Below are 25,188 nucleotides of genomic sequence, written 5' to 3' on the forward strand. Positions count from 1 at the left end.
CTCATTTGAGGGTGAAGTACACCGTTACTAGCGTATTGTCCGATCTAACCGCAGGTGAGTCGGCTCACGACCGTCCTAAATAAGGTTCACAACCCCTTGACATAGCCGCAGTTCGTGAAAGCATTCACAAGCAACACCACACTTGAGCTTCAGCCGCCGTCCGGCTCGGTGTGGGCAAGGACGGCGAACCCCAGATCGATACAAGGAGAATTGGCATGGACTGGCGCCACCGCGCCCTCTGCCGCGACGAGGACCCCGAGCTGTTCTTCCCGATCGGGACGACCGGCCCGGCTCTGCTGCAGGTCGAAGAGGCCAAGGCCGTCTGTCGCCGTTGTTCGGTGACGGAATCCTGCCTGCAGTGGGCCATTGAATCGGGTCAGGATGCCGGCGTGTGGGGCGGGATGAGCGAGGACGAACGCCGGGCGCTCAAGCGACGCAACCGGCAGCGCGCCCGCACCGCCTGAAACCTTCGCACGAGCCTGACCGGCCCGGCACCCCCAACGACGGGGATGCCGGGCCGATCACGTTGATCGGCCCGGCCGCCCTCAGCGAAAGGGAATCAAGGGGACTACTAGGACCGCTTCGGTGCCGCCTTCGGGGCGGGGGCGGAGTTCCAGGGTCCCGTTCAGCTCACCGGTGACCAGCGTCCGGACGATCTGCAGGCCGAGCCGCTCGGAGTTGTCCAGCTCGAAGTCCTCCGGCAGCCCCCGGCCGTCGTCGGTGATCCGGACGTGCAGCCGGCCGCGCCACCGGTGCGCCGCCACGATCACCTCACCGGCCTGACCCGGCCCGTACGCGTGCTCGACGGCGTTCTGCACCAACTCGGTCGCGACCGTCACCAGCGGTGTGGCGATCTGCGCCGACAGCACGCCGAACGAACCCACCCGCCGCACCAGCACCCGCGACTCGGGCGCGGCCACGTCGGCGACCATCGAGATCACCCGGTCGACGATCGAATCGAAGTCGACGGTCTCGTCCAGCGACGACGCGAGCGTCTCGTGCACCATCGCGATCGACGCCACCCGCCGCACCGACTCTTCCAGCGCCGCCCGCGCGTCCGACGTCCCGACCCGCCGGGCCTGCAAACGCAGCAGCGCGGCCACCGTCTGCAGGTTGTTCTTGACGCGGTGGTGGATCTCCCGGATCGTCGCGTCCTTGGTCACCAGCGCCTTGTCGCGCCGCCGGACGTCGGTCACGTCGCGGACCAGCACCAGCGCACCGATCGGCGAGCCGTCCGGCAGCAGCGGCAACGCCCGGATCAGCACGGTGGCACCCCGCGCCTCGACCTCGGTGCGGCCCTTCACCTCGCCGTGCACCGCCGCCTGGATCCGCGCGCACACCTCGCCGCCGTCGAGCGGATCGGTCGCCAGCCCGCGGGTGAGCGTCGCGAGGTCCTCACCGACCAGGTCCCCGGCCAACCCCAGACGGCGGTACGCCGACTGGGCGTTCGGGCTCGCGTACGTGACGACGCCGAGCGAATTCAGCCGGACCAGGCCGTCGCCGACCCGGGGCGCCGACGCGGTCTTCTCCTCCGCGGGCGGCGGCGGGAACGTGCCACCGGCCACCATCAGGCACAGGTCGTCGGCGGCTTGCAGGTAGCTGAGCTCGAGCTGGCTCGGCACGCGGGTCGCCGCCAGGTTCGTCACCCGTCCGACGACCGCGATCACGCGCTCGCCCCGGCGGACCGGGATCGCCTCCTGGCGGGCCGGTACGCCGTCGTGCCAGACCGGGTCGCCCTCGCGCCAGATCCGGCGCTCGATCATCGCGGTCGTGAGCTGGTCGACCACCGGCCCGGTGGCCATCTTGCCGACCATGTCGTCGTGGTAGGCGGTCGGCGCGGTCGTCGGGCGGACCTGCGCCGCGCACAGGAAGCCGCTCTCCGCGACCGGCAGCCAGAGCAGGAGGTCGGCGAAGCTCAGGTCGGCGACCAGCTGCCAGTCGCCGGCGAGACGGTGCAGGTGGTCCAGGTCCTCACCGGAGAGAGACGTGTGCTCCTCGACCAGGTCCCGGAGTGTCGACACCGGCTCAATATTGCACGGGCAGGTCGGGGCCACCGAACCGGTCCTCCGAACGGACGGTTTCGACCCTCGTGGGACCTGATCCTCCCTTCGGAGGGTTCGTCCCAGGTCGCGCCGCGCAACTGAGCCAGATCCGGTGCTACTCCCCGGTAAGGAGAAACCGCGACTCGTCCCGGACGGTGCCAGGTTTGTGCCAGACTCCGACCCACGGGGCATAACCGCAGGTCGTGGCTTTGAAGTAGGTAAGGAACTCCGTCGAGTGAGCGATCCACTGCAGCGTCTCCGTGACGCGTACTCGGTCCGGACGGTCTCCGGGCTGACCCGACGGCTGCGCCCCCGGCCCGTCGCCGGCGATGGTCTCGTCGACCTGGCCGGCAACGACTACCTCGGTCTCAGCCGCGACGAGCGGGTGGTGTCGGCCGCGGCCGCGGCCGCGCTCACGTGGGGCGCGGGCGCCACCGGCTCCCGGCTGGTCACCGGCACGACCGTGCTGCACGCGGAGCTGGAGGCCGCGCTGGCCCGGTTCTCGGCAGCGCCGGACGCGCTGGTCTTCTCCTCGGGGTACCTGGCCAACCTCGGTGCGGTGACGGTCCTGGGTGGCCCGGACGTGCTGGTCGTCTCCGACACCGTGAACCACGCCTCGATCGTGGACGCCTGCCGCCTCTCCCGGTCCCGGGTGACGATCACCCCGCACCGGGACGTCGGCGCGGTCGAGCGGGCACTGGCCGGCCGTCCGGAGGAGCACGCGGTCGTGGTCACCGACGCGTTGTTCAGCGTCGACGGCGACCTGGCGCCGCTCCCCGACCTGCACGCGGTGTGCCGGCAGTACGGGGCGCTGCTGGTCGTCGACGAGGCGCACGCGCTGGGCGTCATCGGTGAGCGGGGGCGGGGTGCGGTGTACGCGGCCGGGCTCGCCGGTGAGCCGGACGTCGTCCGCACGGTGACGCTGTCGAAGGCGCTGGGGTCGCAGGGTGGGGCGGTGCTGGGCGCTCCGGAGGTGATCCAGGAGCTGATCGACCGCGGCCGGCCGTTCATCTTCGACACCGGTCTGGCGCCCGCGTCGACGGCCGCCGCGCTGACCGCGCTCCGGATCCTGGCGTCCACGCCGGAGCTGGTGGCCACCGTCCGTGCGCGGGCGAGCGAGCTGGCCTGGGCGGCCCGCTCGGCCGGGCTGTCGGTGACGCGTCCGGACGGTGCTGTGCTGTCGGTGACGATCGGCGATCCGCACGCCGCGCTGCACGCGCAGGCGGTCTGCGCGGAGTTCGGGCTGAAGGTCGGCTGCTTCCGACCGCCCTCGGTTCCCGAGGGCCGGGCCTGCCTGCGATTGACCGCGCGCGCTGATTTGTCGGACGCCGAGGTGGCGCTGGCCGCGCGTGCGTTCACCGCGGTCGCCCGCACGCTCCGCATCCCGACCCGCCACTGACGCCCCGCGGCCATCCCCTCCGCCCGGCCCGCGGGCAATGCCGTAACCGCCATCGCCCCGTCGCCGCCCCGCGGGCGATGCGGGGCGGCGCGCGGGGGCGGTCAGGACTGGCGGCGGCGGATCTTCCGGCTCTTGGCCGCCGGCTCCTCGGGCTCCGGGAGCAGCACGGCCGACCGGTGCTCCTCGCGATCCCGGTCGAGCCAGCACAGCTCCACCCCCAGCCCACGCGGCCGTTCGGAACGGAGCACCTCAGCCCGGAGCGTCCCGCCCGCCGGTACCCGGATCGCGGTGTCGGGGTCGATCGCCGAGGCACGGCCCGCCGGATCGGGCACCAGCTCGAACCACGCCAGCGGCGCCTCGCCGTTCCCGGCGTTGTAGGCGGTCACCGTCCACCCGGTGGTGGTGGGGCGCCGCAGGACGGAGAAGTGCGGCTCGTCGTGTTCACGCGGGGACAGGCGGTACATCACGCCGATCGTCACCGCCGCCAGGATCGCGGTCACCAGGCCGATCCATGCCTCCGCGCCCATCGCCGCCTCCCCCAGTCGACCCGGTGCGACTCCACGGAGCCGTTCCGACACCCATCAGCGCCGTTGCTACTCGCCACCCTCCCTATCGCCGCAATTCTCGTGGATCAAACCGCAGTGATAGTGATGCGATCAATGAGTTGCAGAAAGCATGCCCGAACAATGCATCATGCACAAGGCAACGATCTGCCGAGAATCGGAGCGCCGACGCAGCAGCCCCAGAAATGCTCAGGCGCCCCAGAAACAGCTGCTTGCCTGGCGTCCTAAACCAGTTCTTTGCGGCTCAGCCAGGTGAAGGAGAGCCACCCGGGCAGCACGGGCAACCAGAACGTGAGCATGCGGAACAGCAGCACCGACGAGATCGCGGTCGCACCGTCGAGGCCGCCCGCGGTCAGGCCCGCGGAGAGCACTGCCTCGACCGCACCCAGGCCACCGGGCGTGGGGGCGGCCGAGCCGAGCGCCGTTCCGGCGAGCACTACGACCGCGACCACCGACCAGGACAGCGAGCCGCCGAACCCCTCGATACAGGCGCTCATCACGAGCACGGTCGCCGCCGACTGCAGGATCGTCCCGAAGACTCCGGCACCGAGGCGGGCCGGCCTGGTGAACACGCTGGCCAACCGGGGCGTGATCTGGGCCAGGTAGGGCCGCAGCCGAGCCAGCAGGAACCGCCGTCCGAACGGGACCATGAACACGGCAGCGACCACCGCCATGACGATCCCGAGCGTGATCAGCGCGCTGTCCGGCACTTCGAGCGAGCGCGCCTGGTCGTTGCCCGCGATCAGTCCGACGACGATGAGTAGCAGCACGGTGACCGCCACGGTCCCGAGCTGCCAGAGCGCCACCGCGGCCACTGCGGCAGCCGCTGGTACGCCCGCCTGTTGCAGGTACCGGACGTTCAGCGCGGCACCACCGACACCGGCCGGCGCCACCAGCCCGAGGAACGACGACGCGACCTGAACCAGGAACGTGCGCGCGAACCGCAGACGTTCGGCGACAAAACCGGTCAGCGCGATCGCCGCTCCGACGAACCGGACGGTGCCGAGCAGCACCGCGAGCGCGAGCCACCGCCAGTCCGCGTCGGTGATCACCGCGACCAGGTCGAGGCCGGCGATCTGGTCGAGCAGCACGTACGCCGCGGCGGTGAGCGCGACGACCGAGATGATCGTGCGCGGCCGCAGGCGCTCCAGGCGAACCGGCTCGGGTGGCGCGGTGCCGATCACGTCCAGTACGCGGTCCCGCAGCGTGTCGAGCAGCGCCTTGTCACGGCGCAGCGCCTGCCTGCTGGTCCGGCCGAGCGCGACCGGCTGCAGAGCCGAGACCGCCTCGGCCAGCCGCTCGGTACCGAGCGCACGCAGCGCGCTCTCGACGGCGCGGTCGACGCCGACCTTGAGCGCGAGCGTGACCAGCAACTGCGCGAGGTCGATGCGGAGCGCGGCGACCGGCGCGGCGATCAACCCGGCACCGCTGAACCGCAGCCCGGCGCCCCCGTCCGGCGGGAAGACGATGTTCTGGCCGGCCAGCCCGCGGTGCGCGATGGCTCGCCGGTGCAGCAGCAGTACCTGCCGCCAGACCGCGTCCAGCCGGTCGTCGTCCAGCTGGCCGAGCGGGATCTCGTCGAGCGTCGGGCCGGGAACGTCCTGATAGGCCAGGACGACCGCGTCCGGTTCCACCGGAACCGCCGCGACCATGCCCTGCACCCGCGCGCCCGCGGCGGCCATCACCGCGCTGATCAGCGCCTCGTGTTCGACCGCCCGGCGCAGCGAGACGAGGGCCTTCCGGCCCGCCGGTTCGCGGAACCGCGCCGTGCGCCAGACCGCCTGCAGAACACCCGCGCCCTCGTGGTCGCGGTCGAGCACGTGGACGACGAGCGAGCGCCCACCGCTGTCGATCGCGTCGAAGAACACCGGGTCGTCGATGTCGAGGTGCCGGGGACGCAGCGAGACCAGCTCGACGCCCGCCCGCCGTAGTTCCGCCACCACCGCGCGCGGGCTGGGCCTGGACGGGGTGGTCCCGGCCGCCCACCGCACGAACATGCCGACGACGCGGCCGATGAGCAGCGAGATCACTACCGCGACGGCGGTGGCTCCGAGCGTGACCTGCGCCAGGCCGAACAAGACAAATACGACGCCGCCCAGGACGCGCAACCGGGGTTGGCGGCCGATCTGCGCCACGGTGGCGATCGCGGCCACCCCGGCGCTGAAACCGGTGATGCCCGGGTCGGCGGCCTGCGCGGTGGTGAGCGAGGCGGCGAGCGCGTCCGCGTTGCCCAGCTGGCGGAGCACGGACTGCAGTGCGGCGACCCAGGCCAGACAGGCGAGGAAGGCCAGCGTGCCGTCGGCCAGGATCCGCAGCCGGCGGCGGACGAGCAGGTCCACGACGATGACGGCCGGGAGCGCGAGCATCAGCAGGCCCGACCCGGTGGTGATCAGGACGCCGAGCGCGATCGGGAGCGGGGCGGTGGCGGCGGTGACGTCTTTGTCGAGGCCGGCGACCGTGTTGCTGTCGAAGGCGCCGAAGAGCATCGCGACCGCGAGGCCGGCCACCGAGACGAGGAGCCGGACCAGGTCGAGCGGGCGGTGGACGCGGCGCGGCGGCTCGGGCGCCTCGATGATCGGCGCCCCGTCGGCCCGCGGCTGCTCCGCGGCAGGCGCGGAGCCGTTGGACGGGGCCTCGACGTGGCTCTGTTCGGGTGCGGATTCGCTCGTCCCGTCGCCGGTGACCCGCTCCTCCGCGGCCGGCGACTCGGACCGCCCCGACGTCGTCATGGCAAGGATGGTGTCATCTACGGTCGAGACCGTGGAGCGTGACCTCATCCGTAGCCACTCTCGACACAGAAATCACATCTGAACGCGCTGGTAACGAGCTTGTCGCGCGTACGCTGCACGAGCTCTGGCGTCACTTTGCGAGCATAAACTTGCGCGGGCATTCTTGCGGCCCGACTATTGCGAAATCTCGCTTTGCTGGTTGCGATACTCGCCATGCATCTTGCATACTGCCTCTGGACGGGAAGATGGGCAGCCCGTCGGAGGGGTGAGTGCGATGAACACTCTCTGGACACGAAGAGGACTCCACCGAGTACGCCGCGCCTTCCGGGTGCGGAACAGCAGTACGCCGCCCACCTTCCGGACGCTTCGCTTCCGGCGCGAAACCGTCTGGGTGGTCTCGGAGTACCCGTCTTGCTCGGCCGCAGAGCGTGGCCGACGGCACGGCGGGGTGGGGGCGTTCCCGTCCGGGTGGGGGGACCTGGCCGGGAAGACCGCGGAGCCACCGCAGGCCGGTGCGGTCGACTTACTCCGCCGCGTTGATCCGCCGAGGGCCCTGCGCCGACGGCGGGTCTCCTGGGCGGACGCCGAGCGGTATCTCGGCACCGAACTTCCCTCGGACTATCGCGCACTGATCGACGACCGTGGGCCGGGCATCGTCGCGGACGTCGTCGTCTACGGCCCCGGCAGCGGCGAGGACACGCTCGACCTGATGCCGTGGCTGCAAGGCATTCAGCGGTTGGTGACGTCGCTGCGGACGATCACCTGCGACCACTTCCCGCCACCGTTTCATCCGGAACCCGGGGGAATCCTGCCCTGGGGACTCCTGCACGGCCGACAGATCGTCGGCTGGGCGGTCACCTCGGACGACCCCGACAAGTGGCCGGTGGTGGTCCTGACGACCGAGCTCGACAGCCTCACGCTGCACCGAACCACCGCGACCGGTTACCTGCTGGCCCGACTACCGGGCCCGGAGATCCAATCACTCACGGCCGGCTGACGGCGAACTTCACACGCACGATCCACCACCCATGAGCCTCGGCCCCAGGGGTGGGGGGGCCGAGAAAAGGCTGTCCCCTCTGCGCATCCTCGTCTTGCGCAGAGGGGACAGTCGTACGTGCAGAGCCGCTCAGCAGCTCGGTGGGTCGAAGCGCCCCGCCTTCACCCCTTCAGCGAAGTCGAGCCACACCGACGTGGGAAAAGCTAAGACCACCCCACCCGGAACCTGTTTGGAGTCACGTACCCGGACATCGCTCTCGGTGAAGGCCACTTCGACGCAGTTGCTCAGGCCGCTCGAGATCGACTTCCGGAATACACCGTCCCTCTTCGCCACGCCCCGCTCCCTTCCCCATGGGTCAGACGCGCGGCTCACTTATCGTGACCGGCACCGCACGCTGAAGTGTCCACGGCTCTACCAGTATGCAGAGTCGGGCGTCCGGAAGGGAGAGTTACCGGATAATTTCTTCCCTAACCACCAAGCTTCGCATTCCGTTCGTTTCAGCGCATGCGGCCCGCTTTGAGGTCACTCAAGAACGACACCCAGGTAGTCGTCGGAATCGCGAGGACAACGCCGCCGCGGTCCTTCGTGTCACGCATGCCGACCAGACCGTCCATCGGAGCCGACGTCACTTCGACACAGTTTCCAAGGCCGCTGGACGCGCTCTTGCGCCACGCCACACCCTCGAACCTCAATGAAGTCTCCATATCAGGACCGAACCTCTCGAATGAAACGGGCGGCACCGCCATGGTGCCCACTGGAATGAATGCAGGTTTACGACGCAGCTCAATGCCCTTCGATCGCCGGCTGACGCGGTGCGGCAACCGACGCTGACACAAAGTACATCGGCCACGAAAGCGAGACCGAACAGCATTTCCCGGGTCGAACCCCTAGTTCGTTCGAACGCTCGGCACACTTTTTCGGACGTAAACTGTACCGATAATGTGCTGTCACAAAGAACGAGTTACGAACCTGGTTCCCGACCACATTCGCCAGCAACGCCGGGTGGCTCGTCACGATGCGACCATCATGCGAATTCACCGCACCGGATGAGCACCTCGGCACAGGCAGAGATCATCCGCGTAGCACCGAAGCTGGGCGGGAAGAACTCGTCTTGAGAGTCCTCCCGGCCCGAAACACGCGGCCGCATCGAGATACCTCCTGGCCTGCGGGCCCCGCCGAGTTATCTGCATCCTAGGGCGTGCAAGACGCGCCTTGCAAGGCGAGACTTGCACGTGTCTTCATCGACACAGCCGCACCACGCGGTGACGGTACGTAGCAACACGCAGCGTTTGCGCCGGTCACGCAAGTTCGGTCACACCGCACGGTGGCATGCTGTGACGGCCGCCGCCCGGGCGCCTCGGCCGTCCGTCCCGCATCGAACAGTCCGACCGTCGTCAGGGCATCGTGTAATCGGCCAACTCGCCGACACAGCCCGCCCTCAATAGGTGGCGAGCATCTCCTGAAGAAAATTTTCACTGGCGTCGCGGCCGAGAGACTCCTGTTGCACGCCGTCGAACACGCGGTTGTAGTACCGGACGTCCTCTTTCGAGCTCAGCATCGCGCCAACCGTGAACGCCTCCAGCCAAACGATGTCCGGATCATCCGGGTGCGGCAGTTCCACCACCGTGAACGCGCCGTTCATCCCCGGGTGAAGTCCATTGGCCAGCGGCAGTACACGAATCGCGATGTTCGAGCGCTCGGAGAGCGTCAGAAGCTTCTCGATCTGCTCCCGCATCACCTCACGCCGCCTGACGCCGCCGGCCGGCCTGCGAAGAGCGGCCTCGTCGATGATCGCCGTGTATTTGAGCGGATCGTCCCCGCTGGTGAGCAATTCTTGGCGAGTCAGGCGTAGCTTCACCGCCTCCTCGATGTCCGCATCCCTGGTGAACAGCGCACGCATCAGCGCGCGCATGTAAGCCTCGGTCTGCAGCAAGCCGGGAATGATCGTCGGCTCGTAGGTCAGGATTTGATGCGCCTCGGCCTCGAATCCGATGAATGCCTTGAAGCTGTCGACCGGCGTGCGGTCGTTGACGCTCATCCACCACGCCGGTTCCCGCGATTCCTTGCCCAGCTCGAGCATGCCGGCACGACGGTCCTTCTCGAAGACCTCGTAGACGTCGAGCAACGCGCGCAGGTCGACGGTCCCCACCTTGATCGGGGTCGTCTCGATCCGGCTCACCTTCGACGGTGACCAGTCGAGCTCTTTCGCTACCTGCTCGACCGTCATGCCTTTTGCTTCCCGCAGGGCCCGCAACTCCTGCCCCAGGCGACGACGACGCACGGTGGGACTCGTTCGAGGCATGACTGCTCTCCTGCAATAGCGGGGTGCTAGACACTCGATCGTATAGCGCCCGTCGACTTTGGTAGGTACGAAAGTAGCGAGCACTCTGTTGGTAAACGGTGATGGCGCGGGTCACAGTCGGTGTCGTGGGGCGGCTGGGGAGACCGTGCCGTCGTAGGGTGGCCGACTGTGGGCATCGTCGCCGTCTCCGGCACCTCCACCGAGGTAGGCAAGACCGTCACGACCGCCGCCGTCGCGGCACTGGCTCGGTCGCGCGACCGCTCGGTCGCCGTCGTCAAACCCGCGCAGACCGGTCTGCGGCCCGGCGAGCCCGGCGATCTGGCCGAGATCGAACGGCTGGCGCCCGGCGTGGTGACCTACGAATACGCGCGCTACCCCGATCCCCTCTCCCCCGAGGCCGCCGCGCGGCAGGCCGGTGACCGCCCGCTGCGGCTGACTGCGGTCGCGAAGAGCATCGCCGCGCTCGAGGACGACTACGACCTCGTTCTCATCGAGGGCGCCGGCGGTCTGCTCGTCCGATTCGGACCCGACGGCTGGACGCTCGCCGACCTGGCCTGGGCCGTGCAGGCACCGGTCCTGCTCGTGGCCGCCGCCGGGCTGGGGACGCTGAACCACACGGCGCTCACGGTCGAGGCGCTGGACGGCCGGGGTGTTCCGCTGGCCGGCCTGGTGATCGGCAGCTGGCCGACCGACCCGGACCTGGCCACCCGCTGCAACGTCGTCGACCTGGAGACCGTCACCGGCCGGCCGCTCGACGGCGTCCTGCCTGCCGGGGCACCGCACGAAGCCGACTTTCTCGCGGTCGCCGCCGCCGGACTCGACGCCTCCTGGGGCGGGACGTTCGACGCGATGGCGTTCCGCGCGAGCATCGACCCGGCCCCGGCCGCCGTCCCGCAGTAAGCGCACGCACCCTCTCCCGAAGGAAGAAGGTCACCGATGACCGCGACCGTTGCCGCACCCACCGGTGTCTCCGAGGACATCCTCCGGACCGCCAGGACCCAGGTGCTCGAGGAGGGCCGCGGCCTGACCGAGGAGCAGGCGCTCGCGTGCCTGGAGCTCCCCGACGAGCGCCTGGACGACCTGCTCTCGCTCGCCCACGAGGTGCGGATGCGCTGGTGCGGCCCGGAGGTCGAGGTGGAGGGCATCGTGTCGCTGAAGACCGGCGGCTGCCCGGAGGACTGCCACTTCTGCTCCCAGTCCGGGCTGTTCGCGTCCCCGGTGCGCAGCGCGTGGCTCGACATCCCGTCGCTGGTGGAGGCCGCGAAACAGACGGCGGCCACCGGGGCGACCGAGTTTTGCATCGTCGCCGCCGTCCGCGGACCGGACGCCCGGCTGATGTCCCAGATGCGAGCCGGTGTCGCCGCGATCAAGGACGCCGTCGACATCAACGTCGCCGCCTCGCTCGGCATGCTCACCCAGGAGCAGGTCGACGAGCTGGTCGAGATCGGCGTCCACCGCTACAACCACAACCTCGAGACGGCCCGCTCCTACTTCCCCACGGTGGTCACCACCCACACCTGGGAGGAGCGGTGGAGCACGCTCACGATGGTCCGGGACGCCGGCATGGAGGTGTGCTGCGGCGGCATCGTCGGCATGGGCGAGACACGCGCCCAGCGCGCGGAGTTCGCGGCGCAGCTCGCGACGCTCGAACCGGACGAAGTTCCGATGAACTTCCTCAACCCCCGCCCGGGGACGCCGTTCGGCGACCAGCCCGTGATGTCGGCCACCGAGGCGCTGCGCACGGTAGCGACGTTCCGCCTCGCCCTGCCCCGGACGATCCTGCGGTTCGCGGGCGGGCGCGAAATCACCCTCGGCGACCTGGCTGAACGGGGCGTATTGGGCGGAATCAACGCGGTCATCGTCGGCAACTACCTGACGACGCTCGGCCGCCCGGCCACCGAGGATCTCGCCATGTTGGCTGACTTGAAAATGCCGATCAAGGCGCTCTCGGCGACTTTGTGACGGTCAGTCCTGCGGTGCGGTCACATTTCTCTGGTACACAAAACGATGTGACAACGTCGTCCCACCCGCCGCCCGTCGGCGTGATCACGATCCGCGCGGCCGTGCCGGCCGAGTACGCGACGATCGGTGAGCTCACGTACGACGCCTACGCGGCTGATGGCCTGCTGGCCAACGATTCGGACTACGCCGAGGAACTTCGCGACGCCGAGCACCGGGCCAACCACTGTGAACTACTCGTCGCGATCGACGAGCAGGGCCGGTTGCTCGGAACGGTGACGTTCTGCCTCCCCGGTTCGCCCTACGCCGAGCTCTCTCACGAGGGCCAGGCCGAGTTCCGGATGCTGGCGGTGGCCCCCGACCAGCGCGGACGGGGAGTAGGCACCCGGTTGGTCAGAGAGTGCCTTGAGATGGCCGCCCGGAACGGTGCGCGCAGCGTCGTCCTCTCCACCAAGGTGCAGATGAACACGGCGCAGCGGCTCTACGGCCGGTTCGGGTTCGAGCGCACACCGCAGCTCGACTGGGCCCCGACCGACGGCGTCGAGCTGCTCGCCTACACCAAGACGCTGTGAGCGAGTACTGCGGCCGCTGCGGTGAGCCCCTCGACGGCCGGGAACACGACGCCTGCGTCCGGGCGCTCGCGCTCGAACCACCGCGCTTCTGCCCGTCCTGTCGCCGGCGCATGGTCGTGCAGGTCACGCCGGTCGGCTGGTCGGCGCGATGCTCCCAGCACGGGGTGACCGTCAGCTGAGCCCGGGCGACTCGGTCCCCGTTCACCGTGACATGCTGGAGAGCGACGTCAACGGAAGGAGACCGAGATGGCTCGGCGCGCTCGTAAGAAGAAGGCCCGGAAGAACAAGAAGGCGAACCACGGTCGCCGTCCCAACAGCTGATCACGGCTGCGGAGACAAATGAACGCCCCCGCCGGTGAACCGGCGGGGGCGTAGTCGTTCTCGAAGCGTCGGAGGTCAGGCCTCGCGCCGGACCTCGATCGTCGTCTCCTCGTAGACGGCACGCGACCCGTCGTCGGATACCACGGCCTGGCGGATCGTGGTGATCAGGCGACGCCGCAGGCTGTCCGGCGCGACCTCGCCGCCGCAGCAGCGAGCCACCAGCGCCTTGACCTCCTGCTCGATACCGAACTCGCGCAGGCACGGCCCGCACTCGTCCAGGTGCTCGGCGATCTTCTCCCGGCTCGGCCCGTCGGTCTCCGCATCCAGGTACAGCCATACCTCGGCCAGCACCTCGGCGCAGTCGACCTCGTGTGGTCCACCGCAGCTCACGACGACACCCCCTCGGGTGCGGCGCGGACGATTCCCCGGTCCAGCGCGTACTGCTCCAGCTGACGCCGCAGGTTACGTCGCCCACGGTGCAGCCGCGACATCACGGTGCCGATCGGCGTCCCCATGATGTCGGCGATCTCCTTGTAGGAGAAGCCTTCCACGTCGGCCAGGTAGACCGCGAGACGGAACTCCTCCGGCAGCGCCTGCAGCGCGTCCTTCACGTCCGAGTCCGGCAGCCGGTCGAGCGCCTCGACCTCCGCCGAACGCAGCCCGGACGACGAGTGCGACTCGGCCGCGGCCAGCTGCCAGTCCTCGATCTGCTCGGTCGGGCTCTGCTGCGGCTGCCGCTGGCGCTTGCGGTAGTTGTTGATGAAGGTGTTCGTGAGGATGCGGTACAGCCAGGCCTTGAGGTTCGTGCCCGCCTGGAACTGGTGGAACGCCGCATACGCCTTGACGTACGCCTCCTGCACGAGGTCCTCGGCGTCGGCCGGGTTGCGCGTCATCCGGAGCGCCGCGGCGTAGAGCTGGTCGAGGTACGGCAGTGCGTCCCGCTCGAACCGCGCGTTGCGCTCAGCCACCGTCTCCGTCGACTCCGCCGTCACCTTGGCCGACGCCGCCTCGTCGGCAGCGTCCTGACCAGGCTCTGCGTCGACGTCCGGCTGCGCGCCGGCCACGTCGTCGGGCTGAGGGGCTGTGGGCAAGTCTTCTCCAGGCTGGATGGGCGTCGGGACCGAACCCGACCGGAGCACCGATACCGGGCTCGTCATAGAGGATAGGCGGAGCGCGCCTCCACTGCCGTAACCCGCATCACCACTGGTCGTAACGACCGTGTCGAGCTTGACAGCATTGCGGCTGATCGGCGACCCGAAATTCACCGCCTTCGGGTCGGACATATCTCCGAGCACCACGGTCGGCTCCGACCGCTCCAGCTCCGCCAGCGCACCCGGGCTACCCGTCACCATCCGGGGCAAACCCTGAGCCGTCTTCTGATCCCATACGGTTCGCTCATCCCACACGCCCGGACAACACAGCCATCCGGGCGAATGTTCCGCCAGGTCGTGGTTTTAGCATCGCCGCATGGCAGGCCGAGGGACCCCAGCGACACAGGCACTCACGAAGGCACGTGCCGGATTCACTGTTCACGAGTACGAGCACGACCCGGCGTCCGGCTCGTACGGGCTGGAAGCGGCACAGGCGCTGGGCGTCCCGCCCGAGCGGGTGTTCAAGACGCTGGTCGCACAGGTGGACGGCGCGCTGCATGTCGCGGTCGTGCCGGTGACCGGCGACCTCGACCTCAAGGCGCTCGCGGCCGCGGTCGGCAAGAAGCGGGCGTCGATGGCCGACCCGACGCTCGCCGAACGGACGACCGGTTACGTCCGGGGCGGGATCAGCCCGCTCGGACAGCGGAAGCGGCTGCCGACCGTGGTGGATGCCAGCGCCGAGACGTTCGAGACCGTGTTCGTCTCGGCCGGGCGGCGCGGGCTCGAGGTGGAGGTCTCACCCGCGGACCTGACCCGCCTGACCGCGGCCACCGTCGCCCCGATCGCCGCGGCCGGTTAGTCCGCCCAGGTACGAGCGCGGAGCCAGGCGACCACGAGCTCCGCGACGGCCTCCACGGCCTTCTTCAGGCCGTGGTCGGCGCCGGGAAGCACGTGCAGCGTCATGTCCCCGACGACCGGCGGGACGCCGAACGGGTCACGGTCTCCGTTGAGAACCAGCGTCGGCCGGTCCCGGGGCAGCTCATCCACGCGAGTGCGCTCCGGCTTGCCCGGCGGATGCGTGGGGAACGCCAGCGCCACCACCGCGGCGGCGTCGAGTTCGGCCGCGGTACGGCAGGCCACCCTGGCGCCGCTGGAGCGCCCGCCGACGACGAGCGGGCAGCCGGGCACGGCGTCCCGCACGACCGGAACCACGTCCAGCCAGGCTTCGTCGAGATGGTTCGCCGGGGCGGGTGCCCGTCGGCCGGCCACCCGGTAGGGCTGGGTCACCCTGGCGACGGCGACACCTGCCGCCACCGCCGCGGCCGTGACCGCCGCCAGGTCCGGGGCATCGACGTCACCCCCGGCGCCGTGGCCGAGGACCAGCAGAGATCCGGCCGGGCCGGACGGACGCTCGAGCAGGACCCGAGCCGGCCCGCGTCGGGTGGGAACGTCCAGGAGGAGCCCCCCGGCGGGCTCCCCCAGTGGTTCGCCTCGCGTCAGCGAGGCTGGTGAGACCTGACCTACGTATCGCGCCGGATCGTGTCCGCGCGTTCCGACCGCGCGCGTGTCGCGTTCGTGAACGAGGTCGGTGCGCCGGCCACTCCGGTCCGATTCCGCCATGCCACCAGCATCGCGCGTCGTTCCCGCGGCGTCGTACCGCCCCAGACCCCCTCACAGTCGCCGGCGTTCAACGCGGCGGCGAGGCAGTCTGCCTGGACGTCACAGGAGTGGCAGAAACTGAGCGCCGGATCGGCCGGTTCGGTGGGGAGCGGGAAGAACGTCTCCGGGTCGACGGTCCGGCAGCGACCGCGTGTGCGCCATGTCGGGTCGGCCGGTCGTGCCGCCCTCGCCGCCAGCAACCGGGGATCGCGGCTCGCCGCGAGCACCTCATGTGGCCTCGGCAGCCTGGCCCGAGTCACGTGTCTGCTCTCCTTCCTGCACGGGTGCGTGCCTGTACCGGTGTCCCCGTGACACGGGCGCCACCCCCGGCGGAAGCGCCAGCAGTAAACCGTGTGCCACGGGCTACGTCACAGACAACGAGGCGGGGAAGGGGTCGTTACGGGGTTTCGCCAGCGGTCTCGGCCGCCGTGGACAAACCCACTCAGAACAACGTGTCGAGCGGCACCGGAGCCGGCTGGCCGACCGCCGCCCTGAGCTCCGGACCGTTGTTCCGGACGTTGCCGACCGCCGGGCCGACCGGCCGCAGCTCCATCCCGGCGAGCCAGTCAGGCGTGGGCGGGACGAGCAGCGCGGCCGAATCCACCGGCGACTCCCCCAGCCACTCGGCCCACCGCTCGCGCGGCAGTAACAGCGGCATCCGGTGGTGAACCTCGCTCAGCGGCGCGAGCGCCTCGGTGGTGACGATCGAGCACGTCGCCACCTTCTCGTCGCCGGAGCCCCAGACCTCCCACAGCCCGGCGAAGACGCACGGACCGCCGTCCGCCCTGGTCAGGTACCACGCCTGCTTGCCCGGCCCGTCGGGACGCCGTGACCACTCGTACCAACCGTCCGCGGGCACCAGGCACCGGCGGCGCGCGAACGCCGACCGGAACGCGGGCTTGGACGCCACCGACTCGGCGCGGGCGTTGATCATCCGCGCCCCGGCCGACACGTCCGCGGACCACGACGGCACCAGGCCCCAGCGCAGCGAGTCGACGACCCGGCCACCCCGGGACGCCGATACCCGGACCACCGGCACGTCGGTGGTGGGCGCCACGTTGTAGTCGGGACGCAACGGCTCGTCGAACGCGGTGCCGATCGCGTCGAACTCGGCGACCAGGTCGTCCGAGCTTCGGGTGGAGGCATACCGACCGCACATGTCCGCCACGTTATCGAGCCCCACCGACACTTCCGGCAGACTGGCACCCATGCAGAACGCCCCGCTTCCCGACCCGTGGCCCGCCCCTCGCGCGGATGCGCCGGTCGTCGGCACGGTCACGATGCCGGGGTCGAAGTCCGTGACGAACCGCGCGCTGATCCTGGCCGCGCTCGCATCCGGGCCCTCGACCCTGCGCGCACCGCTCCGCAGCCGCGACACGCTGCTGATGGCCGACGCGCTCCGCGCGCTCGGCGTCGGGGTGGCGGACGCGGCCGACGGCGCCTGGCGCGTCACCCCGAACGCGCTGCACGGTCCGGCGACCGTGGACTGTGGGCTCGCCGGCACGGTCATGCGGTTCCTGCCGCCCGCCGCGGTGCTCGCCGACGGCCCGGTGACGCTCGACGGCGACGTCCGGGCGCGCGAACGTCCGATGGGGCGCCTGATCGAGGCGCTGCGCGGCCTCGGTGCCGAGATCGCGGACGACGGCCGGGCCGCGCTGCCGTTCACCGTGGCCGGTCGCGGCGGGCTGCCCGGCGGGAGCGTGACGATCGACGCGTCCGCCTCGTCGCAGTTCGTCTCCGGGCTGCTGCTCTCCGGCGCACGCTACGAGAAGGGCGTCGTCGTTTTCCATGACGGGAAGCCCGTCCCGAGCCTGCCGCACATCGACATGACCGTCGCGATGCTGCGCGACGCGGGCGTCACCGTCGACGACGGCGAACCGAACACGTGGCGGGTGGAGTCGGGTCCGATCGCACCGCTCGACCTCGACGTCGAACCCGACCTGTCGAACGCCGCCCCGTTCCTGGCCGCCGCCCTGGCGACCGGCGGAAGCGTCACGATCACCGGCTGGCCGACGCGCACCACCCAGGCCGGTGACGCGCTGCGCGACCTGCTGGCCCGGATGGGAGCGGTGGTCACACTGGACGACCGCGGGCTGACCGTCGCCGCCGGGGCCCGGCTGACCGGCCTGGACGCGGACCTGCACGACGTCGGCGAGCTGACGCCGGTGCTGGCCACGCTCGCGGCGCTGGCCGAGACGCCGTCCCGGTTGCGCGGGATCGCGCACCTGCGCGGGCACGAGACCGACCGCCTCGCCGCGCTGGCGACCGAGCTGAACCAGCTGGGCGGTGCCGTCGCCGAGACCGAGGACGGGCTCGCGATCGAACCCCGCCCGCTGCACGGCGGGGTGTTCGGCACCTACCACGACCACCGGATGGCCCAGGCCGGCGCGCTGCTCGGGCTCGCGGTGGACGGCGTCGCGGTGGAGAACGTGGCTACCACCGGCAAGACCATGCCGACGTTCACCGACGTCTGGACCGAGTTGGTGAGAGGACACTGAGCCCGCGGCGGGAGCTCGACGAGGACGACGTCCGGGTCCGTCCGGGACGTGGTTCCCGGCCGCGCACCCGGACGAGGCCCAGCCACTCGGACGCGCAGCAGGGACTGATCATCGGCGTCGACCGGGGCCGGTACACGTGCTGGCTCGACGGGTCGACGGTGATCGCGATGCGCGCCCGCGAGCTGGGCCGGAAGTCGGTCGTCGTGGGCGACGAGGTCGCGCTGGTCGGTGATCTGTCCGGCGGCCCGGACGCGCTGGCGCGGATCGTCCGGATCAGCGAGCGGCGCAGCGTCCTCCGGCGCACGGCCGACGACGACGACCCGTACGAACGAGTGATCGTCGCCAACGCCGACCAGTTGGTGATCGTCACCGCGCTCGTCGACCCGCCGCCGCGGACCGGGTTCGTCGACCGCTGCCTGGTCGCGGCGTTCGACGCCGGGGTGGCGCCGCTGCTCTGCCTGACCAAGGCCGACCTCGCCCCGTCCGGCGCGGCCGAGGACTTCAGCAAGCACTGGGCCGCGCTCGACCTCCCGGTCGTCACCACCCGCCGGGACGGCGAGCCGGTCACGCTCGCCGAGCGGCTCACCGGACGGATGTCCGTCTTGATCGGGCACTCCGGCGTGGGCAAGTCCACGTTGGTCAACCGCCTGGTGCCGGACGCCGCCCGCGCGACCGGCGGGGTGAGCGCGGTCGGCAAGGGCAGACACACCTCGACGTCGGCGGTCGCGCTGGCGCTGCCGGACGGCGGCTGGGTGATCGACACCCCCGGCGTCCGCTCGTTCGGGCTCGCGCACGTCTCACCCGCGAGCCTGCTCGCCGGCTTCGAGGACCTCTCGGAGGGCGCTGAGGAGTGTCCCTCGGGCTGCGAGCACCGATCCGCGGACGAAGGATGCCAGTTGGACGCCTGGGTCGCGGGCGGGCACGCGAGCGACGAACGACTCGCGTCGTACCGCCATCTACTCGCGAGTCGCGGCGATTTCAGTTCTTACTAACGTGGCGGAAAGACACTGGTAAGGACCCTGTCCGGCACGTCCCCTACACCCCCACCCGCCTCCTTGACCGGAATCAAAGACCACTGTTGTCTCAGTTCTCCACGGCTATCCGACGACCGGACGATCGGGCACCGACCGCCCGGTCCGGATGTGTTCGTGTCCCGTGCAACCGAATTCACAGCAGCGGTACAGTGCGCCCGCGGGGGGTCGCAGCGGTCGGCCCGCTCTCGCGGAGCCACCCACAACTAGGGACACGAACATTGGGACTCTTCTCCCGCAAGCAGCCGTTCGCGATGACGGACGTCTCCGAGCACGTCGTCGTCGCTCGCTTCCGGCTCGCGCCGGGTCCCCGGGGCACCGCCACGAACCTGCACAACGTCTACGCGTTGGAGGAGCAGCTCGCCTCGGCGATCGAGTCGGCCGGAGCGGGTGAGTTCGAGCCACCGCAGTTCGGGCGGGACGAGACCGGCCACAACGAGTTGGTGCTCTCCGCGTACGGCCCGGACGCCAACCGGTTGTTCGCGGCGATGGAGCCGGCGCTGCGCTCGTTCCCGGCCCGTCCCGCGTCGGTCCTGCTGCGCTTCGGCGCCTTCGACGACCCGAACGCGGCAGAACAGTTGGTTCGGCTCTGAGCGGTAGCCTCCATTCCATGCCCCGCTACTCCGACGATCTGGCGTTCGCCCACGTCCTGGCCGATACCGCCGATCGGATCACCACGGCGCGCTTCAAGGCACAGGACCTCCAGGTATCGGCGAAGCCGGACATGACGCCGGTGACCGACGCCGACACCGCCGTCGAGCAGGCGCTGCGCGCGACGCTCAACCGGGCCCGCCCGCGCGACGGCATCATCGGCGAGGAGTTCGGGGAGGTCGCCGGCCACGGGGTGCGGCGCTGGGTGATCGACCCGATCGACGGCACCAAGAACTTCGTCCGCGGCGTACCGGTGTGGGCGACGCTGATCGCCCTGCTGGAGAACGACGAGCCGGTCGCCGGGATGGTGAGCGCACCCGCGCTGGGCCGCCGGTGGTGGGCGGCGAAGAACTGCGGCGCCTACGCGGGACGACGTCCGACCGGGGGCACCCCGATCCGGGTGTCGGCGGTCGGCAACCTCGCCGACTCGTCGCTCTCGTACTCGTCGCTGTCCGGCTGGGAGGAGCGGGGGTCGCTGGGCGACTTCGTCGACCTGACCCGGTCGGTCTGGCGTACCCGGGCGTACGGCGACTTCTACAGCTACGTGCTGCTCGCCGAGGGCGCGGTGGACATCGCCTGCGAGCCTGAGGTGTCGCTCTGGGACCTGGCGGCGCTCTCGGCGATCGTCACCGAGGCCGGCGGACGGTTCACCGACCTGTCCGGGCGGCCGGGGCCCGCCGGTGGGAGTGCGGTGGCGACGAATGGTCTGCTGCACGACGGGGTACTGAAGATCATCGGCAGCGACACGTGACGAGTCATGAGGCGACAGTGTTGGCCCGAACGGGTGGTGCGTGTGCCTCCGCGCGCGCCTGGTGAGGTGGGGGCTTATCCTCGCAGGAGTGTCCTTCGGATGGGTTTTCCTGGGCGCATCGGTCGCCGCTTATGGCGTGGCGAACTTCTTGCAGTCGGTCGCCGCCGCCCGCGTCAGCGTGCACGCGAAACTCGATCCGGGTCTGCTTCTCAAACTCGCCGGACACCGGATCTACGTCGCCGGGCTGGTCTGTCAGCTGGGCGCGTTCCTCTTCGCCTTCCTCGCTCGGCGTGACCTACCGCTCTTCCTGGTGCAGACCGCCGTCGCCGGGGGCCTGGGCGTCACCGTGCTGCTCGGCGTCGCGTTCCTCCGGTGGCGACATCCGCTCAGCGAGGTGATCCTGCTCGGCGCGCTGGTGCTGGGCCTGGCCGCGCTGATCATCTCGGCCGAGACGACCAAGGCCAGACCGTTGAACGGCCCCGAGGTCCTGGCGCTCGCGCTGAGCGTGCCGATCGTCGGCCTACTCGGACGCGCCGGCGCCCGGCTGCACGGCTCGCCGGGGTCGGTGGCGCTCGGCGCGCTCTCCGGGCTCTCGTTCGGAGCCGTGGCGATCGCCTCGCGTCCGCTGGCGGGCGCCCAGTCGTTCGGTGCGTTCGTCACCGACCCGCTGCTCTACATCCTGCTGGCGCACACCGTCATCGGGCAGTTGCTGCTCGGCCTGGCGATGCAGCGCGGCTCCACGACCGCGGCCGTCGCGTCGATGGACGCCGCGGCGGCGATTCCGCCCGCTCTGGTCGGCCTGCTGTTGCTCGGCGACCGAATCGCGCCAGGGCGGGAGTGGCTCGCGGCGATCGGGTTCGTGACCGCGCTCGGATCGGTGCTCCTGCTGACCCGCTACGCCGAGCCCCAGCACCACGTCCGCGACCGGTACGAGGCGCAGGGCCGCTGCCGGCCCCGGAGTCCGGCTGTGGCGCCCGCCCATGCGAACGGCGCTTCCGCGCCGGGGGCCGCGGTCAACGGTGCGGCGCCGCTGAGCGTCCGCACGAATACGAACGGCGCTCTGGACGCCAACGGACGGGCCCGTACCGAGAGCCCCCGGCGGGCCTCAGCCCGGTAGTTCGTACCGGAGTTGGTGGCGGTCGCTCGGCAGCACGGTCCGGGTCAGCCGGACCGGCCGTTCCGGGCTCCAGCCGGTCCGCAGGTGTTCGATCACCGGAACCCCGATACCGATCTCCAGCAGCCGCACCTCGTACGGATCCGGCATCCGGGCGATGATCTCGTCGACGAAGCGGACCTGCCGGTGCCCCAGCGCGGCCAGCAGCGGCACGACGCTCGGCACGATCTCCTCCGGATCGAGCACCGGAGTGTCCTTGACCAGCGCGAGCGGGTAGAACGACTCGGACAGGTGGGACGGGGTGTCGTCCAGGAACCGCACCCGTCTGCGGACCACGAGCCGCTCGTCGGCGGGCACCTCCAGCCGGGTCCCGTACTCCGGACCGGCTGCCACGATCGCCACCTCGATCTTCTGCGTCGGCGTTCGCCCGAGCCGGTGGGCCTGGTCGGCGAAGCTGTCCGGGCCGCGGAGCCGCGCGGCGCCCAGTTCGTCCTCGACGCGGTGGGTCAGCACGAACTGCTCCCGACGGCGGACCGTACGGCCTGCCCGCGCCCGGCCCGCCGAGATCAGCCCCTCGTTGGCCAGCGCGGAGAGCGCCATCCGGACCGTGTTGCGTGAGCACCCGTAGGTGGCGGCCAGATCCTTCTCGGTCGGGACCTGGGCGCCGGGCGGTAGTTCCCGCCGCTGGATGCGGGCACGCAGGTCGTTCGCGATCACCTGGTACTGCGGCTGGTCGTGGTAGGGGCTCTGTTCGGAACGCGCAGGTTGATCCGGACGCTGGGGCTGCTCGCCGTTCACGGCTGCCATGGCGGCCTCCACACGAGTTCTCGGCGCAGAGGCTTGACCACGGCTCTGCGGCGAGGCACCATCTTTTGTAGGTACCTTAACGCTCTATCGTCTGGCCGATAGGGACCTTACATAACCTTACCGCGCGCCGCAGCGCTGCGAGTGGCCCTGCCGGTATCCGGCCGCATCGTTTGCCACTCGGGTCCGCCGGACGCCCGGCTTCCCCGCTGGACGGGAGCCGGCGACCACCTCCCGCTCGTCACACGACCCCCACCCGAAGGAACTCGCCCTCCTCGGGGGTCGCATCGCAGTACCGACGGAGGCGTCATGATGCACGGCAGATTTCACCCCGACGACATCACGGCCGCCGCGCGGCTGCGGGTCGTTCCGGCAACGGCCGCCGGACCGGCGGTAGTAACGGGGGTACGAACGCGGCCCGCGGTCCGGACCGCACCGACGTTCCTCGACCGGATCGAAACCCGGATCTGGGCCCGCCCGGACTCCCGGATGCGCGCGGCCGGGTGGGAGGTGGTCCGCCTGGGACGCTGGCGACGGCAGTACCGGCACCCGCGGTACCTCGCCGCGGCCCGCGCGCAGCACGCCGCCGAGCAGTGCGCGCCCGCCGAACACGTCGTCACCGGACGCATCACTACCGCACGCGTCGGGACCGCACGCACGGTGCGGGCGCCCGCGCGGTGGGCCGCGTGAAACGGGTGTTCGTCACGATCGGTGTGCTGGCGCTGGTCGTGGTCGCCCGCCGCGGTCGTCACGCCACGCTGATCGCGCTGCTCGGCGGCTACTACCTCCGCCGGACGTGGTCGCGGTCGCACCCGCCGCTCTGGGCGCGCGCGGGGTCGCGGATGGTGCTCGGCCCCGGCGCCATCGACGGCTACCGGCGCCGGCGTTCACTGCTCTGAATCGTCGGGGACGACGGGGCCGCTCAGGTCCCACGCGGGGGTCCGCATCTGCAGCTCGAGATCGCGGTTGCGGACCTCGTCGCCGCAGTGGCGGCAGACGTACAACGCGTCCAGGTCTTCCCCGCAACTGTGGGCGACCGCTGCTGGGGGCTCCCCGACCAGCCAGCGGTCGCCCCAGCTGCGTAGCGCCTGCATCACCGTCGAGAGGTCCCGTCCGGCCGGCGTCAGGTGGTACTCGTACCGCGGTGGACGCTCCGAGTAGAGCTGCCGCTCGACGACGCCGGCCGCCTCCAGGCTCCGCAGCCGCGCGGCCAACCGGTCGCGTGGTGCGCCGGTGTTGCGGGCGATCTCGTCGAACCGGTGGTTGCCCCAGAAGATCTCCCGGACGGCGAGCAGGGCCCACTTCTCCCCGACCAGGGACAGCGTCGCGGCCATCGAGCAGGGGCGACCCGGGATCGTCGTCGCGTCGAACTCCAGCACGTCGTCACTCACGTGGGCAAGGTTGCCATGTCAAACCGACATCGACCACCGACCGCAATACCTAGCTCACCGGTCCGAACGGCGGGAACTGTCGGTGGACGAGGCGATTGCGCTAGGTCCTGTGGCAGGCTGACTGTCGCCCGTCCACGCGATCGCTGACGCGTTCGCCCCTCCGCCGCCCGGGAGGATCTGTGCCCGATCTCCGCGACCCGTTCCCCGCATTGGCCCGCCGCGCCTGGCAGGCCCTCGAGGTCGTCCACATCCTGAGCTACTTCGCGCCGGAGTCCCGGCAGGCGACCGACGCGATCGGCCTCAAGGGCTACTGGATGGGGTACTTCGGCTGCCGGGCGGCGCCGCTGGGTGCGGTCTCGGCCGCGACGGTGACCGCGACGTTCCACAACTTCCACCCCGGCATGGTGGCGCGGGCGGTACCCGACGTCTGGTCGTACGCGACGCCCGAGCAGCTGATCGAGGCCCGCCTGGCCGGTGTCGACGCTGCGCTCCGGCGGATCGCCGGCGAGCAGATCGTCGAGGACCCGGCCGTGCGCCAGGCCACCGACCTCGCGCTGGAAGCCGTCGCCGCGGTACGCGGCCCGGAGATCACCGGTCGGCCGCTGGCCGCCGCCAACGCCGCGCTCACCGTGCCGGACGAGCCGCACCTGGCGCTCTGGCACGCGCTCACCGTGCTGCGCGAGCACCGCGGCGACGGCCACGTGGCACTGCTGGTGGCCGGTGAGATCGGCCCGGTCGAGGCCCACATCCTCTCGATCGCGTCCGGCCGGTCGTCGGCGGAGCTGCTGCGCACCGCCCGGAAGTGGTCGGACGACGACTGGGACGCCGGGGTCGAGAACCTGGTCGGCCGGGGGTGGCTGCGGGACGACTGGACGCTCACCCCGCTGGGCGTCGCCGCCAGGGAGACGCTCGAGGACGACACCGACCGGCTGGCCGCCGGGCCGTACCGGGTCCTCGGCGCCGAGCAGACCGCCGAGCTCACCGAGCTACTCACGCCGCTCGCGTCGACGATCGTGGCCGCTGGTGTGCTCCCGTTCCCGAACCCGGTCGGCGTACCGGCGCCGGGGCACGACTGACGGCAAGATCGTTTCGAATAAAGGGCATAAAAGGCGCAAGTGGTCAGAACGGTTATTGCTGAGACGTCGGCAATTCTCGGGGAGCGCTATTAGTCAAGAACGCATTCCCCGGGGCGAACGACAACGGCACCGAACGCTCTGAACCGATCCCGGCCGGCCGATCGTCCCGCCCGGTCGGCCCGGTCGGCGTGCGCGGCACCGCGCTCGACCGGGTAACACTTACCGTTCTCGGCTTGTG

Annotated in this window: 30 protein-coding genes; 17 read left to right on the top strand and 13 right to left on the bottom strand. The window is 70.7% G+C overall.

Features of this window, described 5'->3' with window-relative positions; all coding sequences use genetic code 11:
* Nucleotides 1–215 precede the first annotated feature (215 nt).
* Nucleotides 216–464 carry a WhiB family transcriptional regulator gene (locus BUB75_RS17755; RefSeq protein WP_073258619.1) on the top strand — a complete coding sequence of 83 codons (249 nt, stop codon included), beginning with the start codon at nt 216–218 and terminating at the stop codon, nt 462–464.
* Nucleotides 465–545: 81 nt separating this feature from the next.
* On the opposite strand, the gene BUB75_RS17760 is transcribed toward BUB75_RS17755, so the two are convergent.
* Nucleotides 546–2,021, bottom strand: coding sequence for a sensor histidine kinase (locus tag BUB75_RS17760; RefSeq protein ID WP_073258621.1), 1,476 nt, complete (start codon nt 2,019–2,021; stop codon nt 546–548).
* Nucleotides 2,022–2,277: 256 nt separating this feature from the next.
* Here BUB75_RS17760 and BUB75_RS17765 point away from each other — a divergent pair, with 256 nt between their 5' ends.
* Nucleotides 2,278–3,441: an 8-amino-7-oxononanoate synthase gene (locus BUB75_RS17765; protein ID WP_073258623.1), complete on the top strand. Its 1,164-nt coding sequence runs from the start codon at nt 2,278–2,280 to the stop codon at nt 3,439–3,441.
* A 101-nt stretch (nt 3,442–3,542) separates the two neighbouring features.
* Here BUB75_RS17765 and BUB75_RS17770 read toward each other — a convergent pair whose 3' ends face one another.
* Nucleotides 3,543–3,968 (bottom strand): hypothetical protein, encoded by a 426-nt coding sequence (locus BUB75_RS17770; RefSeq protein ID WP_073258625.1) that lies wholly within the window; start codon nt 3,966–3,968, stop codon nt 3,543–3,545.
* 260 nt (nt 3,969–4,228) lie between these two features.
* Nucleotides 4,229–6,733 carry a lysylphosphatidylglycerol synthase transmembrane domain-containing protein gene (locus BUB75_RS17775; protein WP_073258627.1) on the bottom strand — a complete coding sequence of 835 codons (2,505 nt, stop codon included), beginning with the start codon at nt 6,731–6,733 and terminating at the stop codon, nt 4,229–4,231.
* A gap of 448 nt (nt 6,734–7,181) precedes the next feature.
* Between BUB75_RS17775 and BUB75_RS17780 the strand changes: the two genes are divergently transcribed.
* A complete protein-coding gene (locus tag BUB75_RS17780; protein WP_073258629.1) occupies nt 7,182–7,730 on the top strand; it encodes a hypothetical protein in 549 nt (182 codons plus the stop codon).
* 129 nt (nt 7,731–7,859) lie between these two features.
* On the opposite strand, the gene BUB75_RS48520 is transcribed toward BUB75_RS17780, so the two are convergent.
* The 3 genes from BUB75_RS48520 to BUB75_RS17795 form a co-directional block, all read right to left on the bottom strand.
* Complete coding sequence (locus BUB75_RS48520; RefSeq protein WP_342761144.1) at nt 7,860–8,102, bottom strand: DUF397 domain-containing protein; 243 nt, start codon at nt 8,100–8,102, stop codon at nt 7,860–7,862.
* Nucleotides 8,103–8,227: 125 nt separating this feature from the next.
* On the bottom strand, nt 8,228–8,476 hold the full coding sequence (locus BUB75_RS17790) for a DUF397 domain-containing protein (RefSeq protein WP_218617597.1): 249 nt from the start codon (nt 8,474–8,476) through the stop codon (nt 8,228–8,230).
* A gap of 692 nt (nt 8,477–9,168) precedes the next feature.
* Complete coding sequence (locus tag BUB75_RS17795) at nt 9,169–10,032, bottom strand: helix-turn-helix domain-containing protein (protein WP_073258635.1); 864 nt, start codon at nt 10,030–10,032, stop codon at nt 9,169–9,171.
* 168 nt (nt 10,033–10,200) lie between these two features.
* On the opposite strand from BUB75_RS17795, the gene bioD reads away from it, so the two are divergent.
* From bioD to BUB75_RS48855, 5 genes are all read left to right on the top strand, one after another.
* The gene (bioD, locus tag BUB75_RS17800) at nt 10,201–10,932 is read left to right on the top strand and encodes a dethiobiotin synthase (RefSeq protein ID WP_073258637.1); all 732 of its coding nucleotides are present in this window, start codon (nt 10,201–10,203) and stop codon (nt 10,930–10,932) included.
* 36 nt (nt 10,933–10,968) lie between these two features.
* Nucleotides 10,969–11,994, top strand: coding sequence for a biotin synthase BioB (bioB, locus tag BUB75_RS17805; RefSeq protein ID WP_073258639.1), 1,026 nt, complete (start codon nt 10,969–10,971; stop codon nt 11,992–11,994).
* Nucleotides 11,995–12,041: 47 nt separating this feature from the next.
* On the top strand, nt 12,042–12,563 hold the full coding sequence (locus tag BUB75_RS17810) for a GNAT family N-acetyltransferase (protein WP_143175274.1): 522 nt from the start codon (nt 12,042–12,044) through the stop codon (nt 12,561–12,563).
* The gene (bsaP, locus tag BUB75_RS17815; protein ID WP_073258643.1) at nt 12,560–12,742 is read left to right on the top strand and encodes a biotin synthase auxiliary protein BsaP; all 183 of its coding nucleotides are present in this window, start codon (nt 12,560–12,562) and stop codon (nt 12,740–12,742) included. The genes BUB75_RS17810 and bsaP overlap by 4 nt, the downstream gene beginning before the upstream one ends.
* 67 nt (nt 12,743–12,809) lie before the next feature.
* Nucleotides 12,810–12,884, top strand: a complete 75-nt coding sequence (locus tag BUB75_RS48855) for a 50S ribosomal protein bL37 (RefSeq protein ID WP_376981713.1) — start codon at nt 12,810–12,812, stop codon at nt 12,882–12,884.
* A 75-nt stretch (nt 12,885–12,959) separates the two neighbouring features.
* Here BUB75_RS48855 and rsrA read toward each other — a convergent pair whose 3' ends face one another.
* Both rsrA and BUB75_RS17825 read right to left on the bottom strand, forming a co-directional pair.
* Nucleotides 12,960–13,274 carry a mycothiol system anti-sigma-R factor gene (gene rsrA / locus BUB75_RS17820; protein WP_073258645.1) on the bottom strand — a complete coding sequence of 105 codons (315 nt, stop codon included), beginning with the start codon at nt 13,272–13,274 and terminating at the stop codon, nt 12,960–12,962.
* Nucleotides 13,271–13,876 (bottom strand): sigma-70 family RNA polymerase sigma factor, encoded by a 606-nt coding sequence (locus tag BUB75_RS17825; protein WP_073259139.1) that lies wholly within the window; start codon nt 13,874–13,876, stop codon nt 13,271–13,273. The genes rsrA and BUB75_RS17825 overlap by 4 nt, the downstream gene beginning before the upstream one ends.
* Nucleotides 13,877–14,351: 475 nt before the next feature.
* Here BUB75_RS17825 and ybaK point away from each other — a divergent pair, with 475 nt between their 5' ends.
* The gene (gene ybaK, locus BUB75_RS17830; RefSeq protein ID WP_073258647.1) at nt 14,352–14,834 is read left to right on the top strand and encodes a Cys-tRNA(Pro) deacylase; all 483 of its coding nucleotides are present in this window, start codon (nt 14,352–14,354) and stop codon (nt 14,832–14,834) included.
* On the opposite strand, the gene BUB75_RS17835 is transcribed toward ybaK, so the two are convergent.
* The 3 genes from BUB75_RS17835 to BUB75_RS17845 all read right to left on the bottom strand — a co-directional run bounded on the left by BUB75_RS17835 (nt 14,831) and on the right by BUB75_RS17845 (nt 16,793).
* Nucleotides 14,831–15,595: an alpha/beta hydrolase family protein gene (locus tag BUB75_RS17835; protein WP_218617598.1), complete on the bottom strand. Its 765-nt coding sequence runs from the start codon at nt 15,593–15,595 to the stop codon at nt 14,831–14,833. The two genes, ybaK and BUB75_RS17835, sit on opposite strands and share 4 nt — an antisense overlap.
* Entirely contained in the window at nt 15,496–15,894 is a 399-nt protein-coding gene (locus BUB75_RS17840) for a WhiB family transcriptional regulator (RefSeq protein WP_084741431.1), read from the bottom strand. Before BUB75_RS17840 ends, BUB75_RS17835 begins: the two co-directional genes overlap by 100 nt.
* A 182-nt stretch (nt 15,895–16,076) precedes the next feature.
* Nucleotides 16,077–16,793, bottom strand: a complete 717-nt coding sequence (locus BUB75_RS17845) for an SOS response-associated peptidase family protein (RefSeq protein ID WP_073258649.1) — start codon at nt 16,791–16,793, stop codon at nt 16,077–16,079.
* Between the two features lie 49 nt (nt 16,794–16,842).
* Here BUB75_RS17845 and aroA point away from each other — a divergent pair, with 49 nt between their 5' ends.
* The 5 genes from aroA to BUB75_RS17870 all read left to right on the top strand — a co-directional run bounded on the left by aroA (nt 16,843) and on the right by BUB75_RS17870 (nt 21,682).
* Nucleotides 16,843–18,132 carry a 3-phosphoshikimate 1-carboxyvinyltransferase gene (gene aroA, locus BUB75_RS17850; protein WP_073258651.1) on the top strand — a complete coding sequence of 430 codons (1,290 nt, stop codon included), beginning with the start codon at nt 16,843–16,845 and terminating at the stop codon, nt 18,130–18,132.
* 167 nt (nt 18,133–18,299) lie between these two features.
* Complete coding sequence (rsgA, locus tag BUB75_RS17855) at nt 18,300–19,124, top strand: ribosome small subunit-dependent GTPase A (RefSeq protein ID WP_218617600.1); 825 nt, start codon at nt 18,300–18,302, stop codon at nt 19,122–19,124.
* A gap of 260 nt (nt 19,125–19,384) precedes the next feature.
* The gene (locus tag BUB75_RS17860) at nt 19,385–19,756 is read left to right on the top strand and encodes a hypothetical protein (RefSeq protein ID WP_084741433.1); all 372 of its coding nucleotides are present in this window, start codon (nt 19,385–19,387) and stop codon (nt 19,754–19,756) included.
* Between the two features lie 17 nt (nt 19,757–19,773).
* Entirely contained in the window at nt 19,774–20,565 is a 792-nt protein-coding gene (hisN, locus tag BUB75_RS17865) for a histidinol-phosphatase (RefSeq protein ID WP_073258655.1), read from the top strand.
* Between the two features lie 88 nt (nt 20,566–20,653).
* Nucleotides 20,654–21,682 (top strand): hypothetical protein, encoded by a 1,029-nt coding sequence (locus tag BUB75_RS17870; protein ID WP_178379902.1) that lies wholly within the window; start codon nt 20,654–20,656, stop codon nt 21,680–21,682.
* On the opposite strand, the gene BUB75_RS17875 is transcribed toward BUB75_RS17870, so the two are convergent.
* Nucleotides 21,671–22,486: a GntR family transcriptional regulator gene (locus BUB75_RS17875; RefSeq protein ID WP_143175275.1), complete on the bottom strand. Its 816-nt coding sequence runs from the start codon at nt 22,484–22,486 to the stop codon at nt 21,671–21,673. The two genes, BUB75_RS17870 and BUB75_RS17875, sit on opposite strands and share 12 nt — an antisense overlap.
* A 306-nt stretch (nt 22,487–22,792) precedes the next feature.
* On the opposite strand from BUB75_RS17875, the gene BUB75_RS17880 reads away from it, so the two are divergent.
* Both BUB75_RS17880 and BUB75_RS17885 read left to right on the top strand, forming a co-directional pair.
* Entirely contained in the window at nt 22,793–23,173 is a 381-nt protein-coding gene (locus BUB75_RS17880) for a hypothetical protein (protein ID WP_073258659.1), read from the top strand.
* A complete protein-coding gene (locus BUB75_RS17885; RefSeq protein WP_143175276.1) occupies nt 23,170–23,382 on the top strand; it encodes a hypothetical protein in 213 nt (70 codons plus the stop codon). Before BUB75_RS17880 ends, BUB75_RS17885 begins: the two co-directional genes overlap by 4 nt.
* On the opposite strand, the gene BUB75_RS17890 is transcribed toward BUB75_RS17885, so the two are convergent.
* A complete protein-coding gene (locus BUB75_RS17890; RefSeq protein WP_245806280.1) occupies nt 23,371–23,874 on the bottom strand; it encodes a winged helix-turn-helix transcriptional regulator in 504 nt (167 codons plus the stop codon). The two genes, BUB75_RS17885 and BUB75_RS17890, sit on opposite strands and share 12 nt — an antisense overlap.
* A 179-nt stretch (nt 23,875–24,053) precedes the next feature.
* On the opposite strand from BUB75_RS17890, the gene BUB75_RS17895 reads away from it, so the two are divergent.
* Nucleotides 24,054–24,950, top strand: coding sequence for an SCO6745 family protein (locus BUB75_RS17895; protein ID WP_178379904.1), 897 nt, complete (start codon nt 24,054–24,056; stop codon nt 24,948–24,950).
* Nucleotides 24,951–25,188 lie beyond the last annotated feature (238 nt).

Origin of the sequence: Cryptosporangium aurantiacum (assembly GCF_900143005.1) — a bacterium.
Classification (GTDB): Bacteria; Actinomycetota; Actinomycetes; order Mycobacteriales; family Cryptosporangiaceae; genus Cryptosporangium; species Cryptosporangium aurantiacum.